The sequence below is a fragment of the Priestia sp. JNUCC 25 genome, from assembly GCF_053667915.1.
On sequence record NZ_CM132211.1, the window covers coordinates 3,079,753 to 3,104,761 of the forward strand.

Genomic DNA, 25,009 nt, shown 5'->3' on the forward strand with positions numbered 1-25,009 from the left:
CTGCCTTTCCATTAAAGTGATATACAAACGATCTTGTTGCAATAACCAGAAAAAAAGCAAGATAAAATGAGCGCTTCATTTTATCTTGCTTTTTTAAGTTATTTCACAACAGCTAATACCGTTTCTTTAAAGCTGTTATAAACATACGACCAAAGAGCCGGTTCTTCTTTATATCTTCTTCGTAACGAAGAAAAGACTTCTTTTTGTTTTTCTTCAAACGAAGGGTCTTCTTTTGAAGGAAGCTCGGCACGAAGCTCATCGACGATTTGCTGAACTTCAGGAGCGCGAGGACCCCATTTTCCTAGTAAATTCCCCTCATTATTAAAAATTAAAATAATCGGAATGGCACGCCCTCCGTTTGTTAAGTGGCGGTCAATTAATTCGGTGTCCGCATCTCGCAGTGCAACGCGCACATCGATGCCGGCAGCTTCAGCTACTTTACGAATGATTGGGTTAATCATCATCGCATCTCCGCACCAATCTTCAGTAATCGCTAAGAAGTGAAGCTTGTGAGCCTTTAATTTGTCAGCGAGTCCATCTTTAGGAAGCTGAAATTGTTCATAAACAGCTAAACTTTCCTCTTTTAATGTACTCATGTCGTTCATATATGTTTGAATTGATTTTCCTTCTTCAAAATACTGCTGTTCTGTTTTCATCAAAATCCCTCTTTCTTTTTTGTATACGAATAGATGAGATATAAAAATTCGGTTTACTCTTTTCTATACGCACTACTAGTATAGCTTTTAAGCACAGCGAATCAAAATATAAAAGTCAGCGCGTTTTTTTAATCCCGTTTTTTAGCCTGCGACAGGATTTACAACACTTCAATTTAAAAACAGCACATTGAGATGTTATAAAAAAAGAGAATGGGGTACATGTACACTATCAATGTAACAAATTTTAAATCTTTGTGAATATTTGAGAATGTTTATTGTGTAACCGTCATCTTTTGATTATGATAATGATATGTTAGCTACTTGACTAAATATGGAGGATGAGGCAAATATGAATCAATCCCCGCATGAAAAGCGAAAAAAACGCAAACAGTTTGTAGAACGTTTAAGGCTAAAAGGAATCAAAATAGAGCTGACAAAACCGCGCTCTCACTTTTCTTCACTATCCTTACTAAAATCATAACTCGTAACCATCTTTTTCTAAAGCGGAACGGTATCGAATTTCAACTATCTATGCTAAGGCTTACATATCATTTCAAAAAGAACAGCTTCTAAGTGCTGTTCTTTTTTGGTACTTTTTTATATTTCTGCCTCTGTCAAAAAAATTATAAACCTTTTTCTTTATTTCCTCCTTTTTCTATCTGAGGCTTTCCTCTCCCTTTCATACGGGATTCTCAAAATCTATAGTTCTATAAATCCCTTAAATTACCACTATATTCAAGCTATATATAATATAAGTATATATTGTAAATTTATAACTCTTCCTATATAATCTTGTAGAAAACGTAAAAAAAAGGAGAAAATTGATGAAAAAACTGGGGGCAATACTATTATCATTTCTGCTGTTTGTAGGCGTATTTCCAACGTCTTCATTCGCAGCAGCGTCAACATTTGACGCAGATTTCAACAAGTATTTAAAATCGGTAAGCCAAACGCGAGGCTTTGAAGTAACCAAAGACGACGTTGAATATTCGCTTTCACTGTACGATGAAAGTCTTGAAAACTTCGATACAATCGCAGATTTAGAAGACTTTTTAGGTGAACCAATTGCAGCTGACTTACATAACGTGCAAGATGTGTATGCAGATTTTGACTTAGACAAAACAAGCTTAAATGCGTTATTAAAAGAGAATGGCCAAAGCTTAGACGATTATGTGTACCTAGATGATTTATATGAGGATGTTGGCTTCTATCTAGAGGGCGACGACTGGTATGAAGATGATGAGTCATATGACGAAGAAGACGCTTCTTACGATGATGAATTAAGCGAAGAAGATTTAAGCGGCTTACTATCGTTTATGCAGTCTGAATTAGGCTTAACTTCAGAAGAGTTAAATCGAATTGAAGCACATTTTACATCGTTAGAAGATGAGCTTTCAAATGAAGCAACGCTTAACCGCTTAGATCAATTAGGCGAGCGCTTAGCGGCATTCGAAGATTTTGATACAGCAACAGAATTATCTGCTGATCAAATCGCTGAATTAATGTCTATTTATAAAGAAATGCTATCAATCTTCCATTTAGACGCTAAGTTTGCACTTGTACAAGGCGGAAATGAAAGACCGCTTTCTCTTACTGATTTAATCAATTTAGAAGAATTAAAAAATGCAAGTCTAAAAATTTCTCTTTATACAACAGACGGTAAATTTTTAGCAGACATGGTGATTACAGGCGATATGTTTAATTCTGATATCATCACAGACACAGGAAAAGAAGTAGAAAAATCTGCTGAAGCTGTAGCAAAACCAGCTCAAGCGCAAAAACCAGCAGTAGAAAAGAAACAAGAACCGGTGAAGAAACAAACGAATGGCGCTGTACAAAAAACCGTTAAAGGTGGAAAACTTCCCGAAACGGCTTCTAATTATGTAACAAATACATTAATTGGATTAGTGCTTGTAGCAGCTGGCTTTGTTCTTTTCCGCAAAGTGAGACGCGCATAAAATGGAACCAAGAAAAACAAGAAGAACAATCAATCGCAAAAAGCGGTTGATTGTTCTTTCCCTTTTAGCCGCCGTCATTTGCTTTGGTCTTTGGTTTACAACAACAAACGCCTATAAATTTGCAAGAGGCTATTTGGCATTTAAAACAATGGATACAGAAGAACCAGCCGCAGCTTCAGTTTCTAAAAGCAAGGACTCTTCAACAGCAGACTCTTCTGCTGAAGCTTCTTCTGTTGAAGCTAAAAAAGCGGTACACTCTCGTACTGCTAGCTCGGAAAAAAAGCCGAAAGTGTCAAATGTGTCTTACCCGAAACAGCCAAAAATCGGTGATTTAATGGGAGAATTATATATTCCTAAATTAAACGCTAAGCTGCCGATTTATCACGGTACGAACGAAGATGAATTAGAAAAAGGCGTGGGTCATTTTGCAGGAAGCGTGTTGCCTGGTCAAAACGACAATTCTGTTCTATCAGGACATCGCGATACGGTTTTTCGTAAGCTTGGCGACGTGGGTGAAGGCGATTCGCTCGTGGTGAACACGGCAGCAGGCACCTTCACATACAAAGTGAACAAAGTACGAATCGTTGATGCGGATGACCGGACTGTTATTGTGCCAAAGCCTAGAGCCACTTTAACCGTCAGCACCTGTTATCCATTTAACTACGTTGGTTCAGCACCTGAACGCTATATTTTAGTCGCTCACCTTGTGTCATCAACAACAAAATAAAAAAGCTGTCCTTAAAAAGGCAGCTTTTTTTAATGAATAGATTTCATTAGTAAATCAAACCATATTTTCAGCGAAGTCGCCGTAATAACGATCGCTAAGATAACTTGCAGCGACGCTACCTTCGTCTTTTGCCCGACAAAAGCGCCGATTGGAGCTGCTAGTAAGCTTGCTCCAATAATCATAAGCGCCGGAAGCAAAAGGACTTGATGCGTCATTACTTTACCGAATGTTGTTCCCATAGACGAAATAAACGTCACGGCTAATGAGCTTGCAATCGTTACGCGCACAGGAATTTTTAACACGGTAATCATAATAGGAACAAGTAAAAATGCGCCTCCTGCTCCGACAATCCCCCCGCAAATTCCAACTAAAAACGCCAGAGCTGCTGCCAAAGGTTTTGAAAACGTCACTTCGAATGAATCGGCCGCTGGATTATTTTTTTTGGGCATAAACATTAATCCTGCAGCAATTGTTGCCATCACGCCGTAAATGAAATTGATCATTCCTTCTGAAAACGAGTTTGATAGCGTTGAACCAATGAGACTGCCAACTAAGACGCTGATACCCATATATAAAATTAACGGTTTATTCAAATAGCCGCCCTTTTTGTAAGCAAGAGCTCCTGAAACAGACGCAAACAGCGACTGTACGGCTCCTATACCAGCTACTTCGTGCGCGCTGAACATTCCCACTCCTACAAGAGGCGGAACAAATAGCAACAGCGGGTACAAAACAACTGATCCTCCAATTCCAAGCATACCTGCTAAAAATGACCCGAAAAACCCGAGTGCAAATACCGTTATTAATAGTTGTACATCCATGTTTTTACCACCTGCTTTTATCAATCCAATATCATGTTTGTTATAAAGTATGTATACATACAACGCCTTATCTTTTCTTCCATTGTATCACTGTATATGCTTCTTTTCTGTAAAAATATTGATAAAAGTGCTTTCAATTATTAATTTTTTTAATCATTAAAATCCTATCGACTTTATGCGTTATTTACTTTTAGCCTAAACTTCCTCGTTCTCCTCTCTGTTACTTGTGGTAGAATAAAGAAAAACTAGATGTTAGAACTGCCTACACGCTACGCTTATCTCAGCAGGCCCATCATCACAGGAGGCTTTCGTATGTTTGAATACAAAATTGATGACGAAGTTAGTTTGCATTTGATTGAATCAACTGACGCTTTCCCCTTGCTTTCTCTTATTAACGAGTCAAGACCTTACCTAAAAGAATGGCTCCCATGGGTAGATAGCATGCAAAGTATTGCGGACTATGATGAACTTATCCCTGAATGGAGAGCTCAATACTATAATAACCAAGGGTTCCAGGCCATCATTCGGTACTACGGAGAAATCGCCGGGATGATTGGTTTTCACGGAATTAATTGGGGAAACAAAAGTACAAGCCTCGGCTATTGGATTGGACATGATTTTCAAGGAAAAGGTATTATGACAAGAGCCGTACACGGATGCCTGAACTATGCATTTAATACGTTAAACCTTCATCGAGTCGAAATACGCTGCGGCGTTAATAACGAAAAAAGTAAAGCCATCCCTACGCGTCTAGGTTTTACAGAAGAAGGCCTTTGCAGAGAAGGTGAATACCTATATGATCACTACCACGACCTTGTGATTTATGGCATGTTAAAACACGAGTGGAAGCAAGCTCCTTATGCTCCTTGGCTTCTTTCTTAAAAGGCAGGATCAGTTGGACAAGCTATAGTAAAAAGATTAAAAGAAGCTGGGACAACAATATGTGAGTTGAAGAGAAATCCGAACGAGGTTGATTCTTAATGGAGAATCAACCTCGTTCGGATTTTTTATTGTGATGGTGAACAAAGGTTTCAATGCAGGTGCTTCTAGCTGTTGATTGGAGCGATTTCGTTATGTCTCCATCTCTTTTTTAGTTGAAATACTGAAGCTGTTCGCGGCGAAGCTTATCTTTTTGTTTGTCCGAAATTGAGTAGTCGTAGTTATAAATAGCTCCTTCCCAATCTCCATACATTGGATTTGGAAATACGATTAGCTTTTGGCCAAACGCTTCTTTTTGCTCTTCTACAAGCTTATTTCGATCAGTAATGGACTTTTTATCAAAGCCGCTAAAATCAGATAAATTATCCCCAAACAGCAGGACTACATTATGATTCGTCGCTACTTTTTGACGGCGCGTTTCTTTTCCTTCATCTTTTGGACCCGTTAATAGCACATGGTCTTTGGTTGCTTGAGGAATATGTAAATTCTTTAGGTTTTTAATTGTTGCCTCAAGCTGAGAAGTTGTACGGCCTGAAATATAGTAAATATCTACGCCTTTTTGATCCGCATACGTCAAGAAATCAACAGCACCTGGTACTGCTTTCGCTTTTGCTGCTTGCACCCACTCATCCCACTTATAAGGAAATCCTTTGCCGGTTTTGATTGCTGATGCTTGAAATGGACTATTATCAAGCACGGTCTCATCTAAATCCAAAATAATGGCAGGCTTTTTATCGGTACTTTTTGCAAGCGCCTCATCTAAACGAAGCTTTCCTGTATTATAGCCTTGGTAATACAAAGCTTTCATTTCGCCGGATGTTTGGTACCAAGCGTCGGCCATGATTTGCTGATCAGCGAGGTGTTGAGCGGGTTCTTTTTTCTCAGCAGACACTTCTTTTTCCTGCTGAGGGGCACATGCTGTCATTGAAAAAGCAAGTACAGCCACCCCTGTCAACGCTGATAATTTCTTATTCATTTCGCATCCACTTCCATCTCTACATATTTTCATACTAATAATGTTATATATTACCTCAATTAAACAAAATATTAACTAAAATCCGAATTATATTTTAATTTTAGTTAAAATTGTTCGTTCAAACTAATGTTTCCTCCCTTTTTTTAACCATTATCCAAATATTTGTTTATACATTTTCCAAAATCCGTTTTTCTCATTCTTTCTTTGTAATCTTTTTTTAGAAACATATTGGTTTATCGCTCATTCGCTTCAAAAAAACTTAATAAATCTGAATTATCTAACTTTTAATCTTGTGTTAGATTCTCTCACAAAAGTGCTTTTTTTTGAAAAGATATATAGTAAAATAGATTTTGTGAATTAAAAGACGGTGTTTTCTATCGAAAGTATTGTATAAATATACAAAAGGGGATGGAGATATGAATCACGTAAAACAATGGGGATGGATTACCTTTGGCTGTTTGTGCGTTGCCATCGGAATTCAATTTTTAACCGCTTCTAACCTCGTTATTGGCGGAACAGCAGGACTTGGAATCGTCCTGCAGCATTTAACCGGTATTTCATTTGGGGTATTGTTCTTCATCATCAATTTACCATTTTATTTTATGGCTCTTACGCAAATCGGGCTGCAATTTACGATAAAAAGCTTCATCAGCGTTAGCCTGATGTCAGTGATGTCCGATTTATTAGCTGCCAACTTTTCGTTTGAGCTTCCGCATCCGCTTGTAGCTGCGATTGTGGGCGGCATTATTGTCGGCATTGGACTGATCTTTTTGTTTCGCCACGGCTCTTCTCTTGGCGGAATCAACATGCTATGCGTGTTTCTTGATAAACGCTTTGGCATTAATCCAGGTAAAACAATGCTTTTGACAGATGTGTTGATTGTAGGCTCTGCAACAGTGGTATTCGGCGTAGTTCAAGTTCTTTATTCGTTAATTGGTATCTTCATCATGACAGGACTGCTTGGACGCTATCACAAACGCTCGCCAATCGAACGAACTGGTGAACATATGGAAGAAGAAGCGAAACAACAAACGGCTTCAACGATGTAAAAAAAACCGTGCGGGATTATTCCCGCACGGTTTTTTACGCTTATTCTGCTACTTTTACAAGCTGTTTTCCTAAGTTTGCTCCTTCAAATAAACCAAGGAACGCTTCAGGTACATTTTCAAAACCTTCTACAACGTTTTCGCTGTACTTGATTTTTCCTTGCTGCACCCATTCGCCTAACTGCTTAATGCCTTCAGGGAATTTGTCCGCATAGTCGGCTACGATAAAGCCTTTCATTAACGCACTGTTAATTAATAAAGGTGTTTGAACACGCGGTCCAACATCTTGTTTTTCTAAGTTATACAGTGAAATTTGGCCGCAAAGCGGAATGCGCGCAAACTTATTTAATAAGCTAACAACTGCATCTGAAATCTCTCCGCCGACGTTTTCAAAGTAAACATCAACGCCATTAGGACACGCTTCTTTCAACGCTTCTTTCACATTTCCTTTTTTATAATTAATCACTTCATCAAATCCGAGCTCATCTTTTAAATAAGCAATTTTATCTTCAGAACCTGCGATGCCGACAACACGTGCGCCTTTAATTTTAGCGATTTGACCAACAACAGATCCAACAGCACCTGCTGCACCGGAAACGACTACTGTTTCGCCTTCTTTTGGCTGACCGATTTCAAGCAATCCAAAGTAAGCTGTGAGACCAGGCATACCAAGAACGCCGATAGCCGTTGTAATTGGCGCTAGCTCTGGATCAACTTTCTGTAAGTTTTTTGCTTCTGCAGCTGAATAGCGTTTCCAAGGAAGCATACCCGTCACGATATCGCCTTCTTTAAAGCGATCTGATTTTGATTCCATTACGCGTGCTACAATGCCGCCTGCAAGCGGTGCGTTTAGCTCAAATGGAGGAACATATGATTTTGTATCGTTCATGCGTCCTCTCATATACGGATCAACAGAAAGGTACAGTGTTTGAACAAGTACCTCGCCTTCTTTCGCTGTAGGCATTTCAATTTTTTCGTATTTAAACGTATCTTTTGTTGGCATTCCCTTTGGGCGTTCTGCTAATAAAATTTGTTCATTCATCGATATCGCTCCTTTTTATTTCTCTGTTTTTTGTAAAATGTGCTAAACTTACCTTTGTTATTTTAAATTATATATTGTGCACAACGCAAAAAATATGATTGTGCAATAACACCAAAGGAGAAAAAGACATGGAGCTAATTCGCTGTAAAGAAAATGTTGTTAAAAAACTAAACGAGTTTGTTGAAGTAACTCCCCCCGTTATTTTGTTTAAAAAAGGCAATATGTATCCGATTAAAATGGATATCAACTATAATTGGATTGCCACGGATGAACAAGGTCATGAGCATATTGTCGCTTCAAACACAAAGAATGTGCAGGACGACTACTGGTTTAGCTACCATTTTGACTTATATTAAGGAGTTTCCCGGATTTACTCTTCATAAACGTTATATAAATAAAGTGTTGCATCAGTAAAAAACAGCTCCAGAATTCTGGCGCTGTTTTTTTATGTAGTAATCGCAATTGCACGTGTATTTGTTTGAGCAGTCACCCCGGTTGAAGACCGGCTAAAAAACTCTATTCTCACTGAGTACGTGTATGTACCAATTGATGTTACTGTATCTACCCATGTAAAAGAAAGAGCGTTTTGCTGAGTAAATGATAGTGTTAAAACGGCTGCAGCTCCCTGCTGTAAATTCTGTGAAAACAAAAGCTGAGAATTTCTATATACTCTAAGTGTTACTCCATATTGATAACTAGTTAATCCAAGGGGAATACTCGATTCAATTGTAGCAAAACCGTCTATTTTCATCTTTTGGTTGGTTTTTTTCGTCTTAGCGTCTACACTTAAAATGCTCGTTTCCGAACCATAAGTCAATGTCTGCACGTTTTGAGACTGCGCTGAAAATATGTTCAGCTGACCTTGAATTACGTCTCCCATCTTCCTACCTCCAATATGAATTACATGGTAATAAAGTATATACTCTCCTTTTATTTAACATGACTAAGAGTTTACTAATCTCCACTAATCAGCTTGCCAGAACTATCTCTTGATTCACAAAAGCTATCTTTTATAATGTTCCATTTTCTGCATCGATATCTACTTAAGATTATGTTACAATCACGGTAAAGTAATTTATGATTGATAGAATAAAAGCTAGAGCTTGAAAAATTCGAGGTGGATTATGCAAGGTAAAGTTGTATATAAAGAAGGATTTTCAGTGATAGGCATAGCAAAAAACGGAGAGTATCAAAAAGAGAATCTTTTGAAGCAAATACTTAAAGAAAAAGAAATGATTAGCTCTTCAAAAGAACCTCATATGGTTACAGGCATTTGCATGGCTCCGAAAAAAGAAAATTATTTTTATATTGCAGGGACAGAAGTGGCTGATACGGCTTGTATTCCAAACGGTATGAGCGTTCATACGTTTCCTTCGTTTACATACCTGCAGTTTAAACACAGAGGTCCCATTACATCGCTTGGGTCGACGTATAACAGCATCTGGAATGAATGGCTTCCGAACTCTCCTTACAGCATGATTGAAGGTCCTGCTCTTGAAATTGTAAATACAGCTATACACAGCAATTTATATAGTGATACATATGAAATGGATATTTATATTCCCATAAAGCTGGGACAATAAAAAAGGTGAACTTAAGTTCACCTTTTTCCTATTTTTGCAGCTGTTTATATAAATGATAAAGAGTAAAAACGCACTCTGGATGACGCTCTTTATGGTTAAAAAATCCATGGGGAAACATGAGTGAAAGATTCCCTTTTTCAATTCCGGTCACATACTTGTTTTCCATAAGCGGATATTCTTTCACAACCCAGCGCGCTTCGTCAATAGTAGACGTAACCACTTCACCAAAGTATACGCCCATGCACTCTTCGAATTCTTCTTTTGTCATCGAAAAATAGTCAAAACAATTGCTGTCTTCTAGATCATAGTAAAGAAGCTCTAATATTTTCAAGCTTTCATCTGTAAAATCAACGGTGAATTCATCTACCGCTTTGCTTATTTCATGAATGTGATTCATGCACTGTTCGCGCACTTGATGATAGTAATAGCTAGCTTCAAACTGATGTTCACACGTCACTAACGATTCTCCGTATGATGCTGTTAGATCATGATGCTTGCTCATGCTGACACCTCCACGCTAAGCTTATGGAGCAAGTATAACATTAACCAAGCAGCTATTGAGCATCTTCCATTAACAACCTATCCGTGGCAATATTAGGTTCACTTTTTGCTCATTATTCTGCCGTACACAAATCCTCCGCTAACAAGAAGAATACCGCTAATTAATACGCTGCTTAAAAAGATTTGCGAATGCATCAAGTGATTATACATCATCCACACGCTCATTTCGTCATCTCCTTTTGGCTTTTTTAACTAGTATCCCCGATTTTCTTACCGCACATGCCGGCGTTTTCACTGTTTTTTCATCAAGTTTCTATATAGTTAAAGCCGTGAAGCCAACTATCTTTTTTCATCGTTTTACTCTTTAAAAAGCCTGCTTATGACTCTAAAGCAGGCTTTTTTTACATGGTGAAACAAGTAATTAAGCCGTCTATCCCCACTAATTGTGCATAGTAAGGTATAATTAAAGATAGTTTCACTTTTCTAAAGTGAGAAATACATATGAGGCATCAAAGGAGACATGCAAATGACAGAACTCGAAAAAGCGAAAATTCAGCACCGAAAGCTGTCCAAGGGACAGGTATTTGGAAGGGCCGTCGCCATTGCGATCGGTGCGCTGCTCATGGCCACAGGACTTGAAATTTTCCTTGTCCCAAACCACGTTGTCGACGGAGGAATTACCGGTATTTCCATCATGCTTTCGCATATTACTGGCGTAAATCTAGGAATCTTTCTTTTTGTACTAAATCTTCCGTTTGTATTTATCGGGTACAAGCAAATGGGGAAAACATTTGCCCTTTCCACTATTTTTGGCATACTGGTTGTATCCATCTTAACTTCTATGTTTCATGAAGTCCCCGCGTTTACCGCAGACGTTCTCCTTGCTACCGTTTTTGGAGGAATTATTCTCGGAATTGGAATTGGACTCGTAATTCGCTACGGCGGAGCGCTTGACGGTACGGAGATACTTGCCATTTTAATCAGTAAAAAAATTCCGTTTTCTGTGGGAGAAATTGTGATGTTTTTCAACTTCTTCATTTTAGGAGCAGCGGGATTTGTGTTCACGTGGGACCGCGCCATGTATTCCATCCTTGCTTATATCATTGCAGCTAAAGCCATTGATACGGTTGTAGAAGGATTGGAAGAATCAAAATCAGCCTGGATTATTAGTGAATATTCCGACGAAATTGGCGATGCGATTAATGCGCGTCTAGGTCGAGGCGTTACCTATTTGCACGGTGAAGGTGCTTATACGGGCGATGATAAAAAAGTGATTTTCTGCATCATTACGCGCCTTGAAGAATCAAAGCTAAAAACCATTGTTGAAGATTTTGACCCTACTGCCTTTTTAGCCGTTGCAGATATTACCGAAGTCCGCGGCGGACGCTTTAAAAAACGAAACATTCACTAAAAAAACGCGCAGAAAGCATGATGCTTTCTGCGCGTTTTTTTATATAAGAGATACTTTTTGAACCCGCTTAAACCATTCATAACAAAGAAGCACAATTAAACATAAGTCGATTAAATCGCCTCCGTAATACATCAGCATAGCCCCTTGCTGCGCCCCTTCCGCCGAGACGTGCATAGGCGGGTGAGCGTACACATATTTTGATAAAATACCGTGAGCGGCAAGAGCAAGAACCAATACGGATGCTCGGTGCGTAAAAGTTTTTTGATGCGGTGAAGGATCAATTGAAATCATCGATACGGTGAATAAATAGCCGGCTAAAAATACGTGAATATGTACAGCGACATGCACGAAAAAAGAGTGATGCATCATGCCATACAGACTTGTTGTATAAAGAATCCAAAGTCCTCCTACGTTAAGAACAGAAGCTGTCACCGGACTGCTGATGAACCGAACAAACCGTCCTTTTAAAAGTTTTGACACTTTTCTGGCTGCATGAACCGGAAGCGTGCGAAGCAGCAGCGTAAGAGGTGCTCCTAACGCCATTAAAAGCGGAGCTAGCATACCTAAAAGCAAATGCCCCGTCATATGCGCGGTAAAGTCCATATGAGCACGGGCTGCGAGCGGTCCTGCTACAGAAGATATGGCGCATAAAATACCAAGTGTCCAGCTGGACGTCCTATATAATGACCATTTTCTATACGTCGCATTCGAAGACGCTACAGCCCACATATATAAAAAAAAGGCAGCGGCAAAAGGCAGAGCTAATAAAAGCTGAGACAATACTTCATATTTAATCATGATGTGCACCTTGTTTACGTGTAAACCATGTTAAAATGATGCCAATAAGCAGCATCAAACATGCAAGTACATTCCACGTAATGTCGTAAGGTGCAATCTTCACTCCGTACCGAATTTGATGAAGTCCCATAAGCTTGTGCTGCACGGTCCCGTCATAAAGCTGAAACGCACCGGCTCCAAGCAATACTCCTCCTATCCACCTTTTCACCCACCAGCCGCCCCGGCGCCTGAGATCCGCCACCATAAAAAGTGATGCAATTGTAGCGAACCAGCTGAATGCATGAAACAAACCGTCCGACACTAAACCAGCGGACGTTGTGGACTTATCATAAAAATGATGCCAATGAAGCAGCTGATGAAACACTGCTTCATCAATAAAAGCAACTAACCCTACGCCAAACAAAAAGCCTGACCAGCTATTTCGAGCGCGGTGAACCACGCGCTGATTTGTAGTTGCTTCGTGTTTCTTTTCCATATATATACCTCCCTGGCAGCTCTTTAAGTTTATATCGATTCTAATGAACGTATACCCTATTAAAGAGAAATGAATCTATAATATGGAAAAATAGGAGCTATATCCTAATATCGTTTTCACTATCTTTTCATCATAAAGGTATAGGATAGTATTTGCGAAGCCAATTAGCATATTTTTTCATAGTTTTACTCCCTTTCTAATGACCTGTTTCCCCAAAGCAGGTCTTTTTTATATTCCGCTTCTCTTTTCACCATTTTTTCACCATAAAGGTATAGGATAGTACTTGCGAAGCCAATTAGCATATTTTTTTCATAGTTTTACTCCTTTTGAAGATCTGCTTCCCCAGAGCAGGTCTTTTTTTATATCCCGCTTCTCTTTTCATCATTTTTTCACCATAAAGGTATAGGATAGTACTTGCGAAGCCAATTAGCATATTTTTTCATAGTTTTACTCCCTTTCTAATGACCTGTTTCCCCAAAACAGGTCTTTTTTATATCCCGTTTCTCTTTTCACCATTTTTTCACCATAAAGGTATAGGATAGTACTTACGAAGCCAATTAGCATATTTTTTTCATAGTTTTACTCCTTTGTGAAGACCTGCTTCCCCAGAGCAGGTCTTTTTTTGTTTGATGTTTCTTTTCACTGTTTTTTCACTATTGGGCGGTAAGATAGTATGTGTAAAGCCAATTAGCATATTTTTTCATAGTTTTACTCCCTTTCTAGTGACCTGTTTCCCCAAAACAGGTCTTTTTTTATTTTTTCTAAAAGCTTCCATCTTTTCACCGTTTTTTCACTTTTCTTTTGTATACTAAGTTTGTCAAAGCAATTTCATCATTTTTCATAAATGACCCCTATTTATTCCCCGCTTTTTGTGAGCGGGGCTTTTTTTATAAGAAAAGCATATTTTCCCCTTATTTTTTAAAAAAGCTTTTCTCTTTTCACCGTTTTTTCACTTTTCTTTTATATACTGTTCTTGTCAAAACAATTTCATCATTTTTCATAGATGTACCCTATTTGCACCCGCTTCTTGTAAGCGGGACTTTTTTTGTTTCCATACAAAAAAGCTTAACCCCGAGGTTAAGCTTTTTTCGTCTGCTTGCGAAGAACAAGCATCATAATCGTAATAATGGTAAACGCAATAAACGCTAAAAAAGGAATGGTGATAAACCCAAGCCAGTTAATATATTGACCTGAGCAAGGAACACCGCTTGTACACGTTTCAAATGCTTTAAGAGCCGGTATCTTCTGCAGGCAATAATGATAGCCTGAAAGCGCCATACCAATCACCGAAAACGGCAGGACGTATTTGTAGATGAACGTATCATTCCGATACACGGCTATACCTAGCACAATCGCGAGCGGATACATTAAAATTCGCTGATACCAGCAAAGTTCACACGGGATAAAGTGAAGTACTTCACTAAACGTCAAGCTTCCAAGCATCGCGATAAGCGCTGTAATCCACCCGAAAACCAAAGACTTGTTCATTATTTGTTCTCCTTAGCCGCATCTTTGACCATTTGATCAAAGTCATCGATTGTTTTTCCTTCGAATTTTTTGCCGCCTACATAAATGGTTGGTGTACCTGTGATGCCTAAATCATTGGCTGTCTTCATATCTTGATCAAACGCATCTTTTCCTTTTCCGTCTTTAAATGCACTCGCTACTTTTTTCGCATCGGCATCGCTAGATACTTCTTTCAGCGTATCTTCTAAGTAGGATTCCGTTAAGACATCTTTCTTTTCGTCCGCTGCGTTTTGCTTTTTATAAAGAAGTTCATGGAATTTCCAATATGTATCGTTTCCAAGCTCTTTATATACCGTCTCGGCAAACTCTGCTGCACGAGATGAGTCATTGTTGATAAACGCATAGTTCATAAAGTAGAATTTGACTTTGCCCGTATCTACATAATCTTTTTGAATCAGCGGGAAAAAGGATTCCGTGAAGTTTTTACAAGCCGGGCATTTGTAATCTCCAAACTCTACTACTTCTACCGGAGCTGACTCTTTTCCAAGATACGGCTGATTATCATATGTAAGAGCGGCCCTTTCATCTCCTCCGCCCTTTGACATATTAGAAAGGACGATTAACCCTAAAATGCAGACCGCAATAATTCCAATCACCCAAAAAATCCACTTGCTCGAGGACGTTTGCTGATTGGGCGTTACTTTTTTCTTTTTCTTTGCTTTTGACACAATCTCATCTCCTTCTTTTCTTTCTCTCTTACAAACTTACAAAGCTGTTAGAGCTGTAAAAATTAGCGCACACAAAATAAAAAACACGTATAGCGACGTCAGCGTTAAAATAACAGGAGGCTGCATCGGCATTTTCGTTTCCGGATTTAAAATATATTGAATGCGATAATTAACCGACGTATCAGCAAACGATACGTGCGCACACGAAAGACTTGTTTGTCCCGTTTTAACCATTTTCAAAAGGGCGCTGCCGATGTGAGCAGACGTGCCATTTTTCACAATGGCATCTTGATCAGCCAGCACTTCACGCATGACTTTGAAACGTTTATGGCTCCATTTAATAAACGGAATATACCATAATGCAGAAGCAAGCGTGCTTAGTAAAAATGTTTTGAGCGGATCTTTGTTTGCAACGTGTGACTGCTCGTGGTAAATAACAGCTTCTAGTTCATTTTCATCAAGCACTGAGAGCAACCCTGTAGACAGAACGATGTGCGGTGTAAACAACCCCATTGTTAATGCAATGGGCTGATCTGTTGTTAAAACTGTTAAATTCTTTCCGTACGCTTTTTGCAGGTGAGCCGTTGTTGTTTCATTTCGCAGCTTCGTAATCATTTTACGGACTTTCCGCATTTGAATCACTTGCTTTACAGCTTTAATGAACAGTACAAACATCGTATGAAAAATAACCGCATTCAGCATGTATTCAATAAAAAACAAGCCGAAAAAGTGGGCTACTTTGTTACAAAGTAAAATTAAGTTAAATGATAAATTCCATCCAAACAGCAAATGCAGCACATACATGCCCATTTGCATAAGCAACGTCACGGCAATAAAAAAGCACAGGTTAAAAATAAGCTTAGAACGCTTTAGTATTCCTTGATTCATTGATTATTCATCCTTTTTTAACTGTTTGACTTTTGATTCGAGCATGCTTAACAGTGAATCATCGACTTCTTCTAACGCATCAAGCATATGAGTAACAGCAAGCGAGCCAAATTCGTCGATCAATTCGTGCGTTAACTCTTTCGACTGAGCGTCGATAAATTCCTCTTTAGAAAGAATCGGCTGATACATCGACGTACGTCCTTTTAAACGCTTTTGCAACACGCCTTTTTCCACCAATCGATTCATAACGGTCATAACGGTGTTGAAGTTAACTGCTTTTTCTTTCTCAAGCACGTGCTGCACATCTTTAATGGACATTTCACTTCCGTTCCATAAAGCCGTCATAATTTTTGCTTCAAGCGGGCCAAAAAAGCGATTAAGGCCGGTTTCGTTAAATTTGAATTTTTCAATTTTCATATTTGACACCTCACACTACCAATTGTAGTGTGAGGTGTCAAATCCGTCAACTTTTCCATGACAACTGCCTTACAATTGTCATAATCACTTTTTTACTTCATCGGTTAAATGCTGAATGGATAGCACAACTGTATCGAGCTTGGCTTCGATTCGGTGAAGTAAATAAAGCGTCACCACAACGGGAAAACCAACGTCTGAGACAAGCGTAAACCACTCTGTCATCTTCCTCTCTCCTTTTAAAAAAGCCCTTCGCACCGAAGTGGAAGGACTCTCATTTTTAAATCGTAAATTCGGTTACATTTCGCTCGACGATTTGAGCGCCTTTTCTGGCAACGAGCGCTCCGCCGCTTGAAGTAAAGACATCGCTTGCGATCAGCGCATTCATTGCTGCTGTAATGGCTGCCGCGTCTAACGTATCTTTTGGTGATTCAATCGATAGGCTTACTGCTTTTTGTGACTCATTCAAAAACTGCATCGTTAAAGTTTTCATACTCTACCTCTTTTCTTATTTTAAAAGTGAAAACGTGACAACTTCGTTGATTTCAACAAGCGGCAGTGACTGCAGGCTGGCAATGGTTTCACTTGCTGTAATGAGTGCATCTGCAGAACTTCCAGGCTGAATGTTCATATAGGATTTTGTCTTTAAATCGGGTTTTCCATCCTCTTTTATTCCTTGTTCTAATACTAAGCGAAGCTGGCTTGAATGCTGAATTTTTTCTGCCATCTTTTATTCCCCCTTTCACTTTATATATAGAAATGGAAATAGGAAAGAGGGATGATGGAAACATAAAAATTTTTGGTTTATAATGGGAGATAGTCTGAGTTAGAAAGAGGCTTTGGTAATGAGAAAGTGGAGCTTTTTATTTTTTGTTCTAGCATTCATGCATCCAGCTTCAGCACTTGCTGACGAAGGTGCAGATGAAAAAAAGCTTGGTCCGTTTTACTACACGGTTTCTCATGATTATAGTCGAGAAAAATGGGATGTAGGGGTGTTAAATCAGCAAGACAAAACAAACATTCCTGAGACTGATTTGAACGATGAAACGCTAAAATTGTTTCAGCGTACGGTTGATGATTTAGCAGACCTCGCGATTCGATTTGCTGCTATGAGCGTACTGCTTGTATGTTCACTCGTTGTTTTTACGTACTTTCGCATTCAAAAAAAACGCCCTTTTCTCCGCTTGTTTTTTGTTTTTTCAAGCGTTGGCTTTCTATTTTGCGTCTATACATCATTGGAGTTATTTAAAAAAACTGAACAAGCAAAATCTTTATTTTACTTACTATGACTTGAAACCCAAAAAAACCAGCCGATCGGCTGGTTTTTTCATGCATTTCTTACGGTTATGTACTTCTGTTCATACGTAATTTCTTTCGTTTGCTTTTGCTGCTCCAAATGGTAATAAGCAGCGCATACTCCTCCTAACCCAGCCAGTGCTAGGACAATTAGAAGTATGGATGTCGCTTTTTTCATTGCCTTTTCTCCCCTTATGTTTAACCCTACCTAGCAACGGCATCCGTAAAAAAGAGTCCCCTTTCTCTTCTTTACTTGCTCATTACTTACGAAAGATATTATCATACTTTTTTTCACTTTTGTCATTTTTTTAGTTATTGTCAAAAAATTGTATATTTTATCCTTGATTTAATGAGTGTTTAAGAAAGTCAATGGACTGGTTTTTTGAAAGGCCAAACGCTGTCACGATATAATCAACGTAGGCAAGAAGCTCCAGATTACCTCCCAATTTTGTCGTTTTAAATGATCGATTAAATCGGTATTGCTTTTTATCTGAAAAGACGAGCCCTTCTTCTTCTAAAAATGTTTGAAATTGCTCATGCGGAAAGTAAAGCACATCGTTTCGAACGTTCTCTAAGTCAATCACAATAATCATATCTTCCAGCTCTGCTTTTAATTCCATCATACAATCAATGTATCCGCCGATGCAGCTGATTAAAGATGTGAGAAAAAAGGGTCCGTTTATATATTGAAACTGCTCAAAAATCGTCTCATCGATGTAGCTTGAGATACTTGACTTTAATACGTCATGAATTTGTTTTGATTCTTCCATGTACGGAATAGGAATATGAAACTTAGCTGATCCGTTATAAAACTGCTCCCACGCAATTGTTTTATCATACGCATCAATCACATCTGTGCTTCGAAAAATGATGGATTCCGCTGAATAAGAGGCTTTAACAAACGGTGTATGCAGCATCACCGTACTCTCGTCGTCCAAACGATAGTGTTTTGGCTCGCTAGACTTGCTTAAAATATATTGTTTTAACCGTTCTTCTTCCATTTGTTCAACTAAATGCAAATCATATAGTGGCAGCACGTACATATTACACATCCCGTAATGAATATAGCTTTTCCCATGCATCGGCCATTTTCTGTTATAGATAGACAGTTCTTTTGTGCAAAATTCCTCTATTCGCTGCGTTTGATCCTCGGATTTTTGATAGAGTCGATCTAAATGATAGCGATCATCGATTTCCGTAACCGGAGATGTGCCGCTTCCAATTCTTCTGTAAATTTTCCCGTAAGACATGTACGGAGGGTTCGGACCTTCGGGAATCCAAATAACAAAAACACCTTGCCTGGGGTGATCTTCAGGTGATAAAAAACGCGTAACGATACGAGGAATGGGATTGGTGACATCTTTAAGCATATTATTAATAAACAGCTCATATTCCTTGCGCTCGAGCAGGTTAATGGAATGGTCGTCTTCATCTACGCCAAAAATAAGCCACCCTCCTTTTTCATTGGCAAACGAAGCGATGATATTTGGGATTTTCCGTTTGACCGTTGAGCTTACTTCGCGCTTGAACTCAAGCTGATAGCCTTCTTCTAAATGTTTTTCCATCATGCGCTGCACATCTGAAAACTCAATTTCTCCAATTGTTTTTTTCTTTCCGTCTTCGCTTATAAATGGTGAATAAAACGATTCTTCGTTCACTTGTCTTCCCCTCCTCACCACTTCTATTTAACTTATCCATATGATGAGAAGTAAAAAGACAGTCATATTTCTTTGATTTTTTTCAAAAAACAATTTTTTACCAAATTAATCCTGTTTTATATTATGATAGAAAAAGAGGTGATTAATATGATTGAAGCAATATTTTTAGACCGAGACGGAACAATTGGCGGCAGTAATGAAATACAATATCCAGGTGATTTTCAGCTATTCCCCCAAGCAAAACAAGCGATTATAGACATAAAGAAACAAAACATTCCGTTGTTTTCCTTTACGAATCAGCCCGATATTGCAAAAGGAAAGGTAAAGAAATCAGACTTTATCTCTGAGCTTTTAGCTTTTGGATTTGATGATGTTTACCTTTGTCCTCATGAAGATTCGGACAATTGTTCGTGCCGCAAACCAAGGACGGGCATGCTGTTAAAAGCAGCCGAGGAGCACAGCTTAAATTTGGCTAACTGCATCGTGATTGGCGACCGGTGGAAAGACCTCGTAGCGGCCCGTGCAGCAGGAGCACAATGTATTTTAGTGTTAACAGGAGCTGGGCACGACACGTTACATGCACGGGAAAAATGGGCTGACGTACAAGCAGCCTTTATTGCAGCCAATATACAGGAAGCTGTTGAATTTATCTTTACATCACTGAGTTCACAGCCGATACTACCGCATTCACATACTCGTTAAACAGCTGATTATCCTTCAATAATTGTTCATACTGCGGAGTGGTTATTTCAAGCTGCAGTCCTTTATGCCGCTGATTGCCGTTTGCGATATTTCGAGGTGAAACGCCTTTTAAATGTACGGGCGTTTCACTGATCGGAAAACCTGAGAGTGCATGACGCACCGCTTTTTCTAACTCTTCGTCTCTTCCTCCGATATAAGTCGTGCAGACGTCGCTGTAGGCACCGTGAAGAGAAATTGTGACCGCTGATTTTTTAACGAGATGACGCGCCATTTCTTCATCGTAGTTTGCAGACGTAACATGCAATTCAAACGGATTTTCTGTTTTCAGCGTTTTAAATACGTACACCGTTGCGTTCAGCTTTTCTGCTATTTTTTCTGCTACTTCTTCTGTCCCAATTTCCATCGTTCCTCCGTGAATAGCAAGCACGACAATTTCTCTCCGGCGAATGACACATTCTATTTCGTAATCAATTCCCGCTCGTTCACACTGTGATAGTTCTTGAAAACTTTGATACACATCCCTCATCTGTTTCTTCACACCTTTCTTTCATATACCCAGGCTTTATTTTTTCTTTTTCTTCATATAGTAAAGGTATTAACCCTTTGTTTACTCGTTTATTTTTGTTTTTATACTTTATATTTTAGTGTGCACAAAAATTTTTTTTGAAATTCGAAATAAAAGTATTGCCAAACAAACCGTCCAGACGGTAAAGTATTCTAGGGAAAATCAAAAAGGAGGAAATTCATGTGTCTACATTTGATGATATATTGCTTGCAGCTACGCAGGTTGTACAGCGTGACGGTGTTGGAAAGTTAACGCTTGAAAAAGTAGCAAAAGAAGCCGGCGTCAGTAAAGGCGGTTTGTTGTATCACTTCTCTTCAAAAGATGAATTGATTAAGCAAATGCTGTATTCAGTCACAAAGAAATATGATGACGGACTAAACGTACAAGTTGAACATGACGATTCTCCTGGCAAATGGAGCCGGGCTTATCTCTCTGAGACGCTTCATGATTTGCAGCGTGAACAAGTGATGAGCGCGGGATTACTTGCAGGTATTGCAACCAATCCTGAACTCCTGCAGCACTTTCAAAAGCAATACGAAAAGTGGCAGCAGCACATTGAACAAGACGCCATTGATCCAGTCCTTGCTACCATTGTGCGTTTAGCAGCTGACGGATTATGGTTCAGTCAAATGTTTGGGCTCGCACCCGTGGATCCAGACATGCAAAAACAGATTCAACAACAACTTCGGAAATTAACAGAGGAGGGTTTTCGATGAAAGCCTATTTATTTTTAGCCATTGCAATTAGTTCAGAGTTATTTGGTACATCTATGTTAAAAGCATCAAACGGATTTACAAAATTTTGGCCTAGCCTTGGTGTTTTATTAGGGTTTGGTCTTGCTTTCTATGCGCTTTCCACATCGCTTCAGCACATTCCACTCAGCGTTGCGTATGCCATTTGGTCTGGTGTAGGAACTGCTGTGACAGCTGTGATTGGCGTAGTTATTTGGAAAGAAAGCGGCAGTCTCACGATGGTATTTGGCATCGTATTAATCATTGCAGGAGTCATTCTTTTAAATTTAAAATCAGTGGCTCACTAAAAAAAGAGCCAGTAAATACTGACTCTTAAGCAAAGGAGGAAAATCGACTGTCTACTTATGAAAGTAGTATGTATCGTTTTCCTTTTTTTATACTCTTTTATAGATTAAACGGGTCTAGGAATTTAACAGATGGATATTTGTCCTGGAACAAACGCCATACAAAATCGTTTTCAAACATAAGAACGGCATGTTTATCACGATCTTCTACTAGCATCACGCGAGAATCTAGCATGCGATCTTCAATTGTTGATTTGTCTACCCATTTTGCAATGTTATGAGACATGCGCGTGAATTCAAGATCGACGTTGTACTCACCTTTCATACGGTGTTCAAACACTTGGAACTGAAGTTCACCGACTGCTCCTAAAATATAATCTCCAAAGAACGGCGTACGGTAAAGCTGTACGGCTCCTTCTTGTACAAGCTGATTAATCCCTTTTTCAAAGTGCTTAGATTTCATTGCATTTTTCGCACGAACTTTTACAAACAGTTCAGGCGGGAACTTTGGAAGAGCATCAAATTCGAATACTTTTCCCTCTCCTACAATGGTATCGCCAATCTGATACGTACCCGAGTCATACAAGCCAATGATATCGCCTGGATACGCTGTATCTACTGTTTCACGGCTTGATGCCAAGAACTGATGAGACTGCGCTAGCTTCATTTTACGGTTCGTTCTTGCTAACGTCACGTTCATTCCACGCTCGAATTTCCCTGAACATACGCGTACGAACGCAATGCGGTCGCGGTGAGCTGGGTTCATGTTCGCTTGAATTTTAAAGATGAAACCTGAGAAGTTTTCATCCGTAGGCTGAACGGTGCCATTCGTTGATTCACGAGGCTGCGGCGGTGATGTTAATTGTAAAAATGAATTAAAGAAAGACTGTACACCAAAGTTTGCAATCGCACTTCCGAAGAAAACAGGTGTTAATAGGCCTTGTTTTACTTTTTCAATTGAAAAATCATTACCTGCTTCGTCTAATAGAGATAAATCATCCACTAAGCCTGGTAAATACATTTCATCGATGTGTTTTTTAATTTCATCGTCGATATTTTCACCGTCAAAGTCTGCAAAATATGACTCTTTGTTTCCTTGGTATACTTCAATTTGTTTTGAAAAACGGTCATACGTTCCTTGGAATCGTTTCCCCATGCCAATTGGCCACGTTACAGGGTATGATTCAATACCGAGTACATCTTCAATTTCTTCAAGCAGCTCAAGCGGCTCTTTTCCTTCACGGTCTAATTTATTGATAAATGTTAGAATAGGAATACCACGCATACGACAAACTTTAAAAAGTTTAAGCGTTTGTGCTTCAATCCCTTTCGTTCCGTCAATAACCATGACCGCACTGTCTACAGCCGTTAAGGTACGATACGTATCCTCACTGAAGTCTTCGTGTCCTGGTGTATCCAAGATGTTAATAAAGTGATCTTTATACTCAAACTGCATAACACTTGATGTAACCGAAATTCCACGTTGTTTTTCGATTTCCATCCAGTCAGATGTAGCAAACTTGCCTGATTTTTTTCCTTTAACCGTTCCCGCTGAACGAATCATTCCGCCCAGTAACAGCATTTTTTCTGTTAACGTTGTTTTCCCGGCATCCGGGTGAGAAATAATGGCGAATGTACGACGTGAATCGACCATCGTTTCTTGAAGTTGGTTGTTCATACGTTTTAAAATCCTTTCTGCTCTACAATTCCTATTTTCATCATTTCATTATACGCTTTTTTTATACTGCGTGACTAGTTTTTTTCATATTTGAATGCTTCTACAAAATCAAAGAAATCGTCAACAAGGTGTAAAAAGCGAACAAGAAAAGACCCCTTTTATAAAAGGGGCCTTCTCCCAGTTTAGTTTAACGAACGACCAGAGAAACGTTCTGCTGATCGGCTTAAACTTTATAAAAAAAATTACTTTTGAACGTTAGCAGCTTGTGGTCCACGGTTGCCTTCAACGATTTCAAATGTAACTTCTTGACCTTCTTCTAAAGTTTTGAAACCTTCGCCTTGGATAGCAGAGAAATGAACGAATACATCGTCTTGTCCTTCTACTTCGATGAAACCGAAACCTTTTTCAGCGTTGAACCATTTTACTTTACCTTGTAACATATCTCTTTTCCTCCTTGTGTGACAATCCACACATTGTGTATTACTCTATTCCTGCTCTTACAATAAGTCAAGACGAACACTTCGAACTATCCTTACCGAACAAAAATAAGCACCTTTATTGTAACAAATCCTCCAAAAAATTTCAAAGGAATTTGCACATTCTTTTTGTTTGCTTTGATCCCTTACCTACAGCCTTTCCACCCCTTTTTAAGCAGCCGAATGTGAACGCATTATCCGCACTTCTTCTTGGTGTTTTTTCTTGTATAACGATCCTTTAAATGGATAACGCTATAGAGATAGATACTCTTTCTATTTATAAGAAAGCAGGTGACATCACAACCTATGGAAGACATTCTCACGTCCCTTCTTAGAACCTTTGTTTCTTTCATTATCTTAAGCATTACAACTTTCCTGATTGGAAAACAAATTAACACGCATAATAATCATTTTACATTTGCGATGTCCATCATTATTGGGTCGTTCATCGCAAATATGGGATTTGATTTAAAATTAAAATTTCTGCCGATGTTCGCTTCTTTTGCTTTTCTTGTAGCCATTCATTTTCTTTTAGCATCAACAGCTCTAAAAAGCAGGCGCTTGCGAAAATGGATTACAGGACGCCCGACGGTTATTATGGAAAAAGGAAAGCTTCTTGAAGCAAATATGAAAAAAGTCAAATATTCTATTGACGACTTGAATCAGCATTTACGAGAACTAGGAACGTTCAACATTGCTGAAGTAGAATTTGCTGTTTTAGAAGTAAGCGGAAAACTGTCGGTATTAAAGAAAACTGCTTATCAAAACATTGCCAAACAGGACGTTTTGTCTAAGCCGTTTAAAGAAATGAATTTACCGGTAGAACTCATCATGGACGGAGAAATTATTCATAAAAATTTAACATCTCAATATACCGAACAGTGGATCAACCTTGAGCTTTCAAATCGTCAGCTTCAGTTGAACCAAGTGCTGTATGCAGTTGTGTCAACAAACGGCATGCTCTATGTAGATGAGTATAAAGATCAGCTGTCCGCTCCTACAGACAGAGAATAAGATTGAGACATAACTAAATTACGCCAATCTAAAGACAGACAAATGAGGTGAATGAGTTCGTATGGATCTATCTTGACATGGCTGTTGATTTCCTTGCAGGGCTTTGCTTTCCGCGTGCGGCCGGTGAGCCTCCTCGTTGCTTCCGCTTTTCCGG

The 25,009-nt window shown here is 39.0% G+C and carries 34 protein-coding genes; 13 read left to right on the top strand and 21 right to left on the bottom strand.

The genetic code is table 11. The features are described from left to right. Window positions 1-98 precede the first annotated feature (98 nt). On the bottom strand, window positions 99-656 hold the full coding sequence (locus JNUCC25_RS15810; protein ID WP_029322801.1) for a thioredoxin family protein: 558 nt from the start codon (window positions 654-656) through the stop codon (window positions 99-101). A 349-nt stretch (window positions 657-1,005) separates the two neighbouring features. On the opposite strand from JNUCC25_RS15810, the gene JNUCC25_RS15815 reads away from it, so the two are divergent. The 3 genes from JNUCC25_RS15815 (at window position 1,006) to JNUCC25_RS15825 (ending at window position 3,341) form a co-directional block, all read left to right on the top strand. Then, on the top strand, window positions 1,006-1,137 hold the full coding sequence (locus tag JNUCC25_RS15815) for a hypothetical protein (RefSeq protein ID WP_013057845.1): 132 nt from the start codon (window positions 1,006-1,008) through the stop codon (window positions 1,135-1,137). A gap of 343 nt (window positions 1,138-1,480) precedes the next feature. Continuing rightward, complete coding sequence (locus JNUCC25_RS15820; protein ID WP_013057846.1) at window positions 1,481-2,614, top strand: processed acidic surface protein; 1,134 nt, start codon at window positions 1,481-1,483, stop codon at window positions 2,612-2,614. Between the two features lies 1 nt (window position 2,615). Continuing rightward, window positions 2,616-3,341, top strand: a complete 726-nt coding sequence (locus JNUCC25_RS15825; RefSeq protein ID WP_013057847.1) for a class D sortase — start codon at window positions 2,616-2,618, stop codon at window positions 3,339-3,341. 29 nt (window positions 3,342-3,370) lie between these two features. Here the strand turns inward: JNUCC25_RS15825 and JNUCC25_RS15830 are convergent, their stop codons facing one another. Then, a complete protein-coding gene (locus tag JNUCC25_RS15830; RefSeq protein WP_013057848.1) occupies window positions 3,371-4,162 on the bottom strand; it encodes a sulfite exporter TauE/SafE family protein in 792 nt (263 codons plus the stop codon). Window positions 4,163-4,474: 312 nt separating this feature from the next. Between JNUCC25_RS15830 and JNUCC25_RS15835 the strand changes: the two genes are divergently transcribed. Then, window positions 4,475-5,044, top strand: coding sequence for a GNAT family N-acetyltransferase (locus tag JNUCC25_RS15835; protein WP_013057849.1), 570 nt, complete (start codon window positions 4,475-4,477; stop codon window positions 5,042-5,044). A gap of 208 nt (window positions 5,045-5,252) precedes the next feature. Here JNUCC25_RS15835 and JNUCC25_RS15840 read toward each other — a convergent pair whose 3' ends face one another. Further along, window positions 5,253-6,077, bottom strand: coding sequence for a 5'-nucleotidase, lipoprotein e(P4) family (locus JNUCC25_RS15840; RefSeq protein WP_053487465.1), 825 nt, complete (start codon window positions 6,075-6,077; stop codon window positions 5,253-5,255). A gap of 416 nt (window positions 6,078-6,493) precedes the next feature. Here JNUCC25_RS15840 and JNUCC25_RS15845 point away from each other — a divergent pair, with 416 nt between their 5' ends. Beyond that, entirely contained in the window at window positions 6,494-7,126 is a 633-nt protein-coding gene (locus JNUCC25_RS15845) for a YitT family protein (RefSeq protein ID WP_013057851.1), read from the top strand. Window positions 7,127-7,166: 40 nt separating this feature from the next. Here JNUCC25_RS15845 and JNUCC25_RS15850 read toward each other — a convergent pair whose 3' ends face one another. Continuing rightward, window positions 7,167-8,165, bottom strand: a complete 999-nt coding sequence (locus JNUCC25_RS15850; protein WP_013057852.1) for an NADP-dependent oxidoreductase — start codon at window positions 8,163-8,165, stop codon at window positions 7,167-7,169. A gap of 128 nt (window positions 8,166-8,293) precedes the next feature. Here JNUCC25_RS15850 and JNUCC25_RS15855 point away from each other — a divergent pair, with 128 nt between their 5' ends. Next, a complete protein-coding gene (locus tag JNUCC25_RS15855) occupies window positions 8,294-8,521 on the top strand; it encodes a hypothetical protein (RefSeq protein ID WP_013057853.1) in 228 nt (75 codons plus the stop codon). An 89-nt stretch (window positions 8,522-8,610) separates the two neighbouring features. On the opposite strand, the gene JNUCC25_RS15860 is transcribed toward JNUCC25_RS15855, so the two are convergent. Further along, window positions 8,611-9,045: a hypothetical protein gene (locus JNUCC25_RS15860; RefSeq protein ID WP_029322809.1), complete on the bottom strand. Its 435-nt coding sequence runs from the start codon at window positions 9,043-9,045 to the stop codon at window positions 8,611-8,613. 244 nt (window positions 9,046-9,289) lie between these two features. On the opposite strand from JNUCC25_RS15860, the gene JNUCC25_RS15865 reads away from it, so the two are divergent. Further along, complete coding sequence (locus JNUCC25_RS15865) at window positions 9,290-9,748, top strand: GyrI-like domain-containing protein (protein WP_013057855.1); 459 nt, start codon at window positions 9,290-9,292, stop codon at window positions 9,746-9,748. A gap of 28 nt (window positions 9,749-9,776) precedes the next feature. Here the strand turns inward: JNUCC25_RS15865 and JNUCC25_RS15870 are convergent, their stop codons facing one another. Together JNUCC25_RS15870 and JNUCC25_RS15875 are read right to left on the bottom strand one after the other, a co-directional pair. Further along, window positions 9,777-10,250 carry a hypothetical protein gene (locus JNUCC25_RS15870; protein WP_013057856.1) on the bottom strand — a complete coding sequence of 158 codons (474 nt, stop codon included), beginning with the start codon at window positions 10,248-10,250 and terminating at the stop codon, window positions 9,777-9,779. Between the two features lie 98 nt (window positions 10,251-10,348). After that, complete coding sequence (locus JNUCC25_RS15875) at window positions 10,349-10,474, bottom strand: hypothetical protein (RefSeq protein WP_016764808.1); 126 nt, start codon at window positions 10,472-10,474, stop codon at window positions 10,349-10,351. A 301-nt stretch (window positions 10,475-10,775) separates the two neighbouring features. Here JNUCC25_RS15875 and JNUCC25_RS15880 point away from each other — a divergent pair, with 301 nt between their 5' ends. Next, window positions 10,776-11,660: a YitT family protein gene (locus JNUCC25_RS15880; RefSeq protein ID WP_013057858.1), complete on the top strand. Its 885-nt coding sequence runs from the start codon at window positions 10,776-10,778 to the stop codon at window positions 11,658-11,660. Window positions 11,661-11,699: 39 nt separating this feature from the next. Here JNUCC25_RS15880 and JNUCC25_RS15885 read toward each other — a convergent pair whose 3' ends face one another. The 9 genes from JNUCC25_RS15885 to JNUCC25_RS15925 all read right to left on the bottom strand — a co-directional run bounded on the left by JNUCC25_RS15885 (window position 11,700) and on the right by JNUCC25_RS15925 (window position 17,157). Beyond that, complete coding sequence (locus JNUCC25_RS15885; RefSeq protein ID WP_013057859.1) at window positions 11,700-12,458, bottom strand: cytochrome c oxidase assembly protein; 759 nt, start codon at window positions 12,456-12,458, stop codon at window positions 11,700-11,702. Beyond that, window positions 12,451-12,933: a DUF2243 domain-containing protein gene (locus JNUCC25_RS15890; protein WP_013057860.1), complete on the bottom strand. Its 483-nt coding sequence runs from the start codon at window positions 12,931-12,933 to the stop codon at window positions 12,451-12,453. The genes JNUCC25_RS15885 and JNUCC25_RS15890 overlap by 8 nt, the downstream gene beginning before the upstream one ends. A 1,077-nt stretch (window positions 12,934-14,010) precedes the next feature. After that, window positions 14,011-14,421, bottom strand: coding sequence for a disulfide oxidoreductase (locus tag JNUCC25_RS15895; protein WP_013057862.1), 411 nt, complete (start codon window positions 14,419-14,421; stop codon window positions 14,011-14,013). After that, entirely contained in the window at window positions 14,421-15,128 is a 708-nt protein-coding gene (locus tag JNUCC25_RS15900) for a DsbA family protein (RefSeq protein ID WP_029322812.1), read from the bottom strand. Before JNUCC25_RS15900 ends, JNUCC25_RS15895 begins: the two co-directional genes overlap by 1 nt. Window positions 15,129-15,164: 36 nt before the next feature. After that, the gene (locus tag JNUCC25_RS15905; protein WP_013083927.1) at window positions 15,165-16,016 is read right to left on the bottom strand and encodes a M56 family metallopeptidase; all 852 of its coding nucleotides are present in this window, start codon (window positions 16,014-16,016) and stop codon (window positions 15,165-15,167) included. Between the two features lie 3 nt (window positions 16,017-16,019). Then, a complete protein-coding gene (locus JNUCC25_RS15910) occupies window positions 16,020-16,433 on the bottom strand; it encodes a BlaI/MecI/CopY family transcriptional regulator (protein ID WP_013057865.1) in 414 nt (137 codons plus the stop codon). An 84-nt stretch (window positions 16,434-16,517) separates the two neighbouring features. Further along, window positions 16,518-16,655 carry a YvrJ family protein gene (locus tag JNUCC25_RS15915; protein WP_013057866.1) on the bottom strand — a complete coding sequence of 46 codons (138 nt, stop codon included), beginning with the start codon at window positions 16,653-16,655 and terminating at the stop codon, window positions 16,518-16,520. A gap of 55 nt (window positions 16,656-16,710) precedes the next feature. Then, a complete protein-coding gene (locus tag JNUCC25_RS15920; protein ID WP_013057867.1) occupies window positions 16,711-16,923 on the bottom strand; it encodes a DUF2922 domain-containing protein in 213 nt (70 codons plus the stop codon). A 15-nt stretch (window positions 16,924-16,938) separates the two neighbouring features. Then, entirely contained in the window at window positions 16,939-17,157 is a 219-nt protein-coding gene (locus tag JNUCC25_RS15925; RefSeq protein ID WP_013057868.1) for a DUF1659 domain-containing protein, read from the bottom strand. A 118-nt stretch (window positions 17,158-17,275) separates the two neighbouring features. On the opposite strand from JNUCC25_RS15925, the gene JNUCC25_RS15930 reads away from it, so the two are divergent. Further along, window positions 17,276-17,719, top strand: coding sequence for a hypothetical protein (locus JNUCC25_RS15930; protein ID WP_013057869.1), 444 nt, complete (start codon window positions 17,276-17,278; stop codon window positions 17,717-17,719). Between the two features lie 38 nt (window positions 17,720-17,757). Here the strand turns inward: JNUCC25_RS15930 and JNUCC25_RS15935 are convergent, their stop codons facing one another. Continuing rightward, complete coding sequence (locus JNUCC25_RS15935) at window positions 17,758-17,904, bottom strand: hypothetical protein (RefSeq protein ID WP_454222125.1); 147 nt, start codon at window positions 17,902-17,904, stop codon at window positions 17,758-17,760. Between the two features lie 157 nt (window positions 17,905-18,061). Further along, window positions 18,062-19,384 carry an AlbA family DNA-binding domain-containing protein gene (locus JNUCC25_RS15940; protein WP_013057871.1) on the bottom strand — a complete coding sequence of 441 codons (1,323 nt, stop codon included), beginning with the start codon at window positions 19,382-19,384 and terminating at the stop codon, window positions 18,062-18,064. Between the two features lie 147 nt (window positions 19,385-19,531). Between JNUCC25_RS15940 and JNUCC25_RS15945 the strand changes: the two genes are divergently transcribed. Then, on the top strand, window positions 19,532-20,086 hold the full coding sequence (locus JNUCC25_RS15945) for an HAD-IIIA family hydrolase (protein ID WP_035439049.1): 555 nt from the start codon (window positions 19,532-19,534) through the stop codon (window positions 20,084-20,086). Here JNUCC25_RS15945 and JNUCC25_RS15950 read toward each other — a convergent pair. Continuing rightward, entirely contained in the window at window positions 20,037-20,612 is a 576-nt protein-coding gene (locus JNUCC25_RS15950) for a poly-gamma-glutamate hydrolase family protein (protein ID WP_013057873.1), read from the bottom strand. The two genes, JNUCC25_RS15945 and JNUCC25_RS15950, sit on opposite strands and share 50 nt — an antisense overlap. Window positions 20,613-20,833: 221 nt before the next feature. On the opposite strand from JNUCC25_RS15950, the gene JNUCC25_RS15955 reads away from it, so the two are divergent. Together JNUCC25_RS15955 and JNUCC25_RS15960 are read left to right on the top strand one after the other, a co-directional pair. Next, complete coding sequence (locus JNUCC25_RS15955; protein WP_013057874.1) at window positions 20,834-21,367, top strand: TetR/AcrR family transcriptional regulator; 534 nt, start codon at window positions 20,834-20,836, stop codon at window positions 21,365-21,367. Further along, entirely contained in the window at window positions 21,364-21,690 is a 327-nt protein-coding gene (locus JNUCC25_RS15960; RefSeq protein WP_013057875.1) for a DMT family transporter, read from the top strand. Before JNUCC25_RS15955 ends, JNUCC25_RS15960 begins: the two co-directional genes overlap by 4 nt. A gap of 97 nt (window positions 21,691-21,787) precedes the next feature. On the opposite strand, the gene JNUCC25_RS15965 is transcribed toward JNUCC25_RS15960, so the two are convergent. Together JNUCC25_RS15965 and cspD are read right to left on the bottom strand one after the other, a co-directional pair. Continuing rightward, window positions 21,788-23,365 carry a peptide chain release factor 3 gene (locus JNUCC25_RS15965; protein ID WP_029322836.1) on the bottom strand — a complete coding sequence of 526 codons (1,578 nt, stop codon included), beginning with the start codon at window positions 23,363-23,365 and terminating at the stop codon, window positions 21,788-21,790. 242 nt (window positions 23,366-23,607) lie between these two features. Then, window positions 23,608-23,805, bottom strand: coding sequence for a cold-shock protein CspD (gene cspD / locus JNUCC25_RS15970; protein WP_013057877.1), 198 nt, complete (start codon window positions 23,803-23,805; stop codon window positions 23,608-23,610). 342 nt (window positions 23,806-24,147) lie between these two features. On the opposite strand from cspD, the gene JNUCC25_RS15975 reads away from it, so the two are divergent. Next, window positions 24,148-24,855, top strand: coding sequence for a DUF421 domain-containing protein (locus tag JNUCC25_RS15975; protein ID WP_064471857.1), 708 nt, complete (start codon window positions 24,148-24,150; stop codon window positions 24,853-24,855). The last annotated feature ends 154 nt before the right edge of the window (window positions 24,856-25,009 follow it).

What these genes read in the sequence shown, in the direction of transcription:
- cspD (WP_013057877.1), bottom strand. Translation starts at nt 23,805, where the DNA reads ATGTTACAAGGTAAAGTAAAATGGTTCAACGCTGAAAAAGGTTTCGGT.
- JNUCC25_RS15880 (WP_013057858.1), top strand. Translation starts at nt 10,776, where the DNA reads ATGACAGAACTCGAAAAAGCGAAAATTCAGCACCGAAAGCTGTCCAAG.
- JNUCC25_RS15825 (WP_013057847.1), top strand. Translation starts at nt 2,616, where the DNA reads ATGGAACCAAGAAAAACAAGAAGAACAATCAATCGCAAAAAGCGGTTG.
- JNUCC25_RS15840 (WP_053487465.1), bottom strand. Translation starts at nt 6,077, where the DNA reads ATGAATAAGAAATTATCAGCGTTGACAGGGGTGGCTGTACTTGCTTTT.
- JNUCC25_RS15870 (WP_013057856.1), bottom strand. Translation starts at nt 10,250, where the DNA reads ATGAGCAAGCATCATGATCTAACAGCATCATACGGAGAATCGTTAGTG.
- JNUCC25_RS15885 (WP_013057859.1), bottom strand. Translation starts at nt 12,458, where the DNA reads ATGATTAAATATGAAGTATTGTCTCAGCTTTTATTAGCTCTGCCTTTT.
- JNUCC25_RS15925 (WP_013057868.1), bottom strand. Translation starts at nt 17,157, where the DNA reads ATGGCAGAAAAAATTCAGCATTCAAGCCAGCTTCGCTTAGTATTAGAA.
- JNUCC25_RS15930 (WP_013057869.1), top strand. Translation starts at nt 17,276, where the DNA reads ATGAGAAAGTGGAGCTTTTTATTTTTTGTTCTAGCATTCATGCATCCA.
- JNUCC25_RS15845 (WP_013057851.1), top strand. Translation starts at nt 6,494, where the DNA reads ATGAATCACGTAAAACAATGGGGATGGATTACCTTTGGCTGTTTGTGC.
- JNUCC25_RS15910 (WP_013057865.1), bottom strand. Translation starts at nt 16,433, where the DNA reads ATGAAAATTGAAAAATTCAAATTTAACGAAACCGGCCTTAATCGCTTT.
- JNUCC25_RS15915 (WP_013057866.1), bottom strand. Translation starts at nt 16,655, where the DNA reads ATGACAGAGTGGTTTACGCTTGTCTCAGACGTTGGTTTTCCCGTTGTG.
- JNUCC25_RS15815 (WP_013057845.1), top strand. Translation starts at nt 1,006, where the DNA reads ATGAATCAATCCCCGCATGAAAAGCGAAAAAAACGCAAACAGTTTGTA.
- JNUCC25_RS15965 (WP_029322836.1), bottom strand. Translation starts at nt 23,365, where the DNA reads ATGAACAACCAACTTCAAGAAACGATGGTCGATTCACGTCGTACATTC.
- JNUCC25_RS15950 (WP_013057873.1), bottom strand. Translation starts at nt 20,612, where the DNA reads ATGAGGGATGTGTATCAAAGTTTTCAAGAACTATCACAGTGTGAACGA.
- JNUCC25_RS15850 (WP_013057852.1), bottom strand. Translation starts at nt 8,165, where the DNA reads ATGAATGAACAAATTTTATTAGCAGAACGCCCAAAGGGAATGCCAACA.
- JNUCC25_RS15830 (WP_013057848.1), bottom strand. Translation starts at nt 4,162, where the DNA reads ATGGATGTACAACTATTAATAACGGTATTTGCACTCGGGTTTTTCGGG.
- JNUCC25_RS15835 (WP_013057849.1), top strand. Translation starts at nt 4,475, where the DNA reads ATGTTTGAATACAAAATTGATGACGAAGTTAGTTTGCATTTGATTGAA.
- JNUCC25_RS15860 (WP_029322809.1), bottom strand. Translation starts at nt 9,045, where the DNA reads ATGGGAGACGTAATTCAAGGTCAGCTGAACATATTTTCAGCGCAGTCT.
- JNUCC25_RS15960 (WP_013057875.1), top strand. Translation starts at nt 21,364, where the DNA reads ATGAAAGCCTATTTATTTTTAGCCATTGCAATTAGTTCAGAGTTATTT.
- JNUCC25_RS15945 (WP_035439049.1), top strand. Translation starts at nt 19,532, where the DNA reads ATGATTGAAGCAATATTTTTAGACCGAGACGGAACAATTGGCGGCAGT.
- JNUCC25_RS15895 (WP_013057862.1), bottom strand. Translation starts at nt 14,421, where the DNA reads ATGAACAAGTCTTTGGTTTTCGGGTGGATTACAGCGCTTATCGCGATG.
- JNUCC25_RS15865 (WP_013057855.1), top strand. Translation starts at nt 9,290, where the DNA reads ATGCAAGGTAAAGTTGTATATAAAGAAGGATTTTCAGTGATAGGCATA.
- JNUCC25_RS15855 (WP_013057853.1), top strand. Translation starts at nt 8,294, where the DNA reads ATGGAGCTAATTCGCTGTAAAGAAAATGTTGTTAAAAAACTAAACGAG.
- JNUCC25_RS15920 (WP_013057867.1), bottom strand. Translation starts at nt 16,923, where the DNA reads ATGAAAACTTTAACGATGCAGTTTTTGAATGAGTCACAAAAAGCAGTA.
- JNUCC25_RS15820 (WP_013057846.1), top strand. Translation starts at nt 1,481, where the DNA reads ATGAAAAAACTGGGGGCAATACTATTATCATTTCTGCTGTTTGTAGGC.
- JNUCC25_RS15810 (WP_029322801.1), bottom strand. Translation starts at nt 656, where the DNA reads ATGAAAACAGAACAGCAGTATTTTGAAGAAGGAAAATCAATTCAAACA.
- JNUCC25_RS15935 (WP_454222125.1), bottom strand. Translation starts at nt 17,904, where the DNA reads ATGAAAAAAGCGACATCCATACTTCTAATTGTCCTAGCACTGGCTGGG.
- JNUCC25_RS15975 (WP_064471857.1), top strand. Translation starts at nt 24,148, where the DNA reads ATGGAAGACATTCTCACGTCCCTTCTTAGAACCTTTGTTTCTTTCATT.
- JNUCC25_RS15875 (WP_016764808.1), bottom strand. Translation starts at nt 10,474, where the DNA reads ATGAGCGTGTGGATGATGTATAATCACTTGATGCATTCGCAAATCTTT.
- JNUCC25_RS15905 (WP_013083927.1), bottom strand. Translation starts at nt 16,016, where the DNA reads ATGAATCAAGGAATACTAAAGCGTTCTAAGCTTATTTTTAACCTGTGC.
- JNUCC25_RS15890 (WP_013057860.1), bottom strand. Translation starts at nt 12,933, where the DNA reads ATGGAAAAGAAACACGAAGCAACTACAAATCAGCGCGTGGTTCACCGC.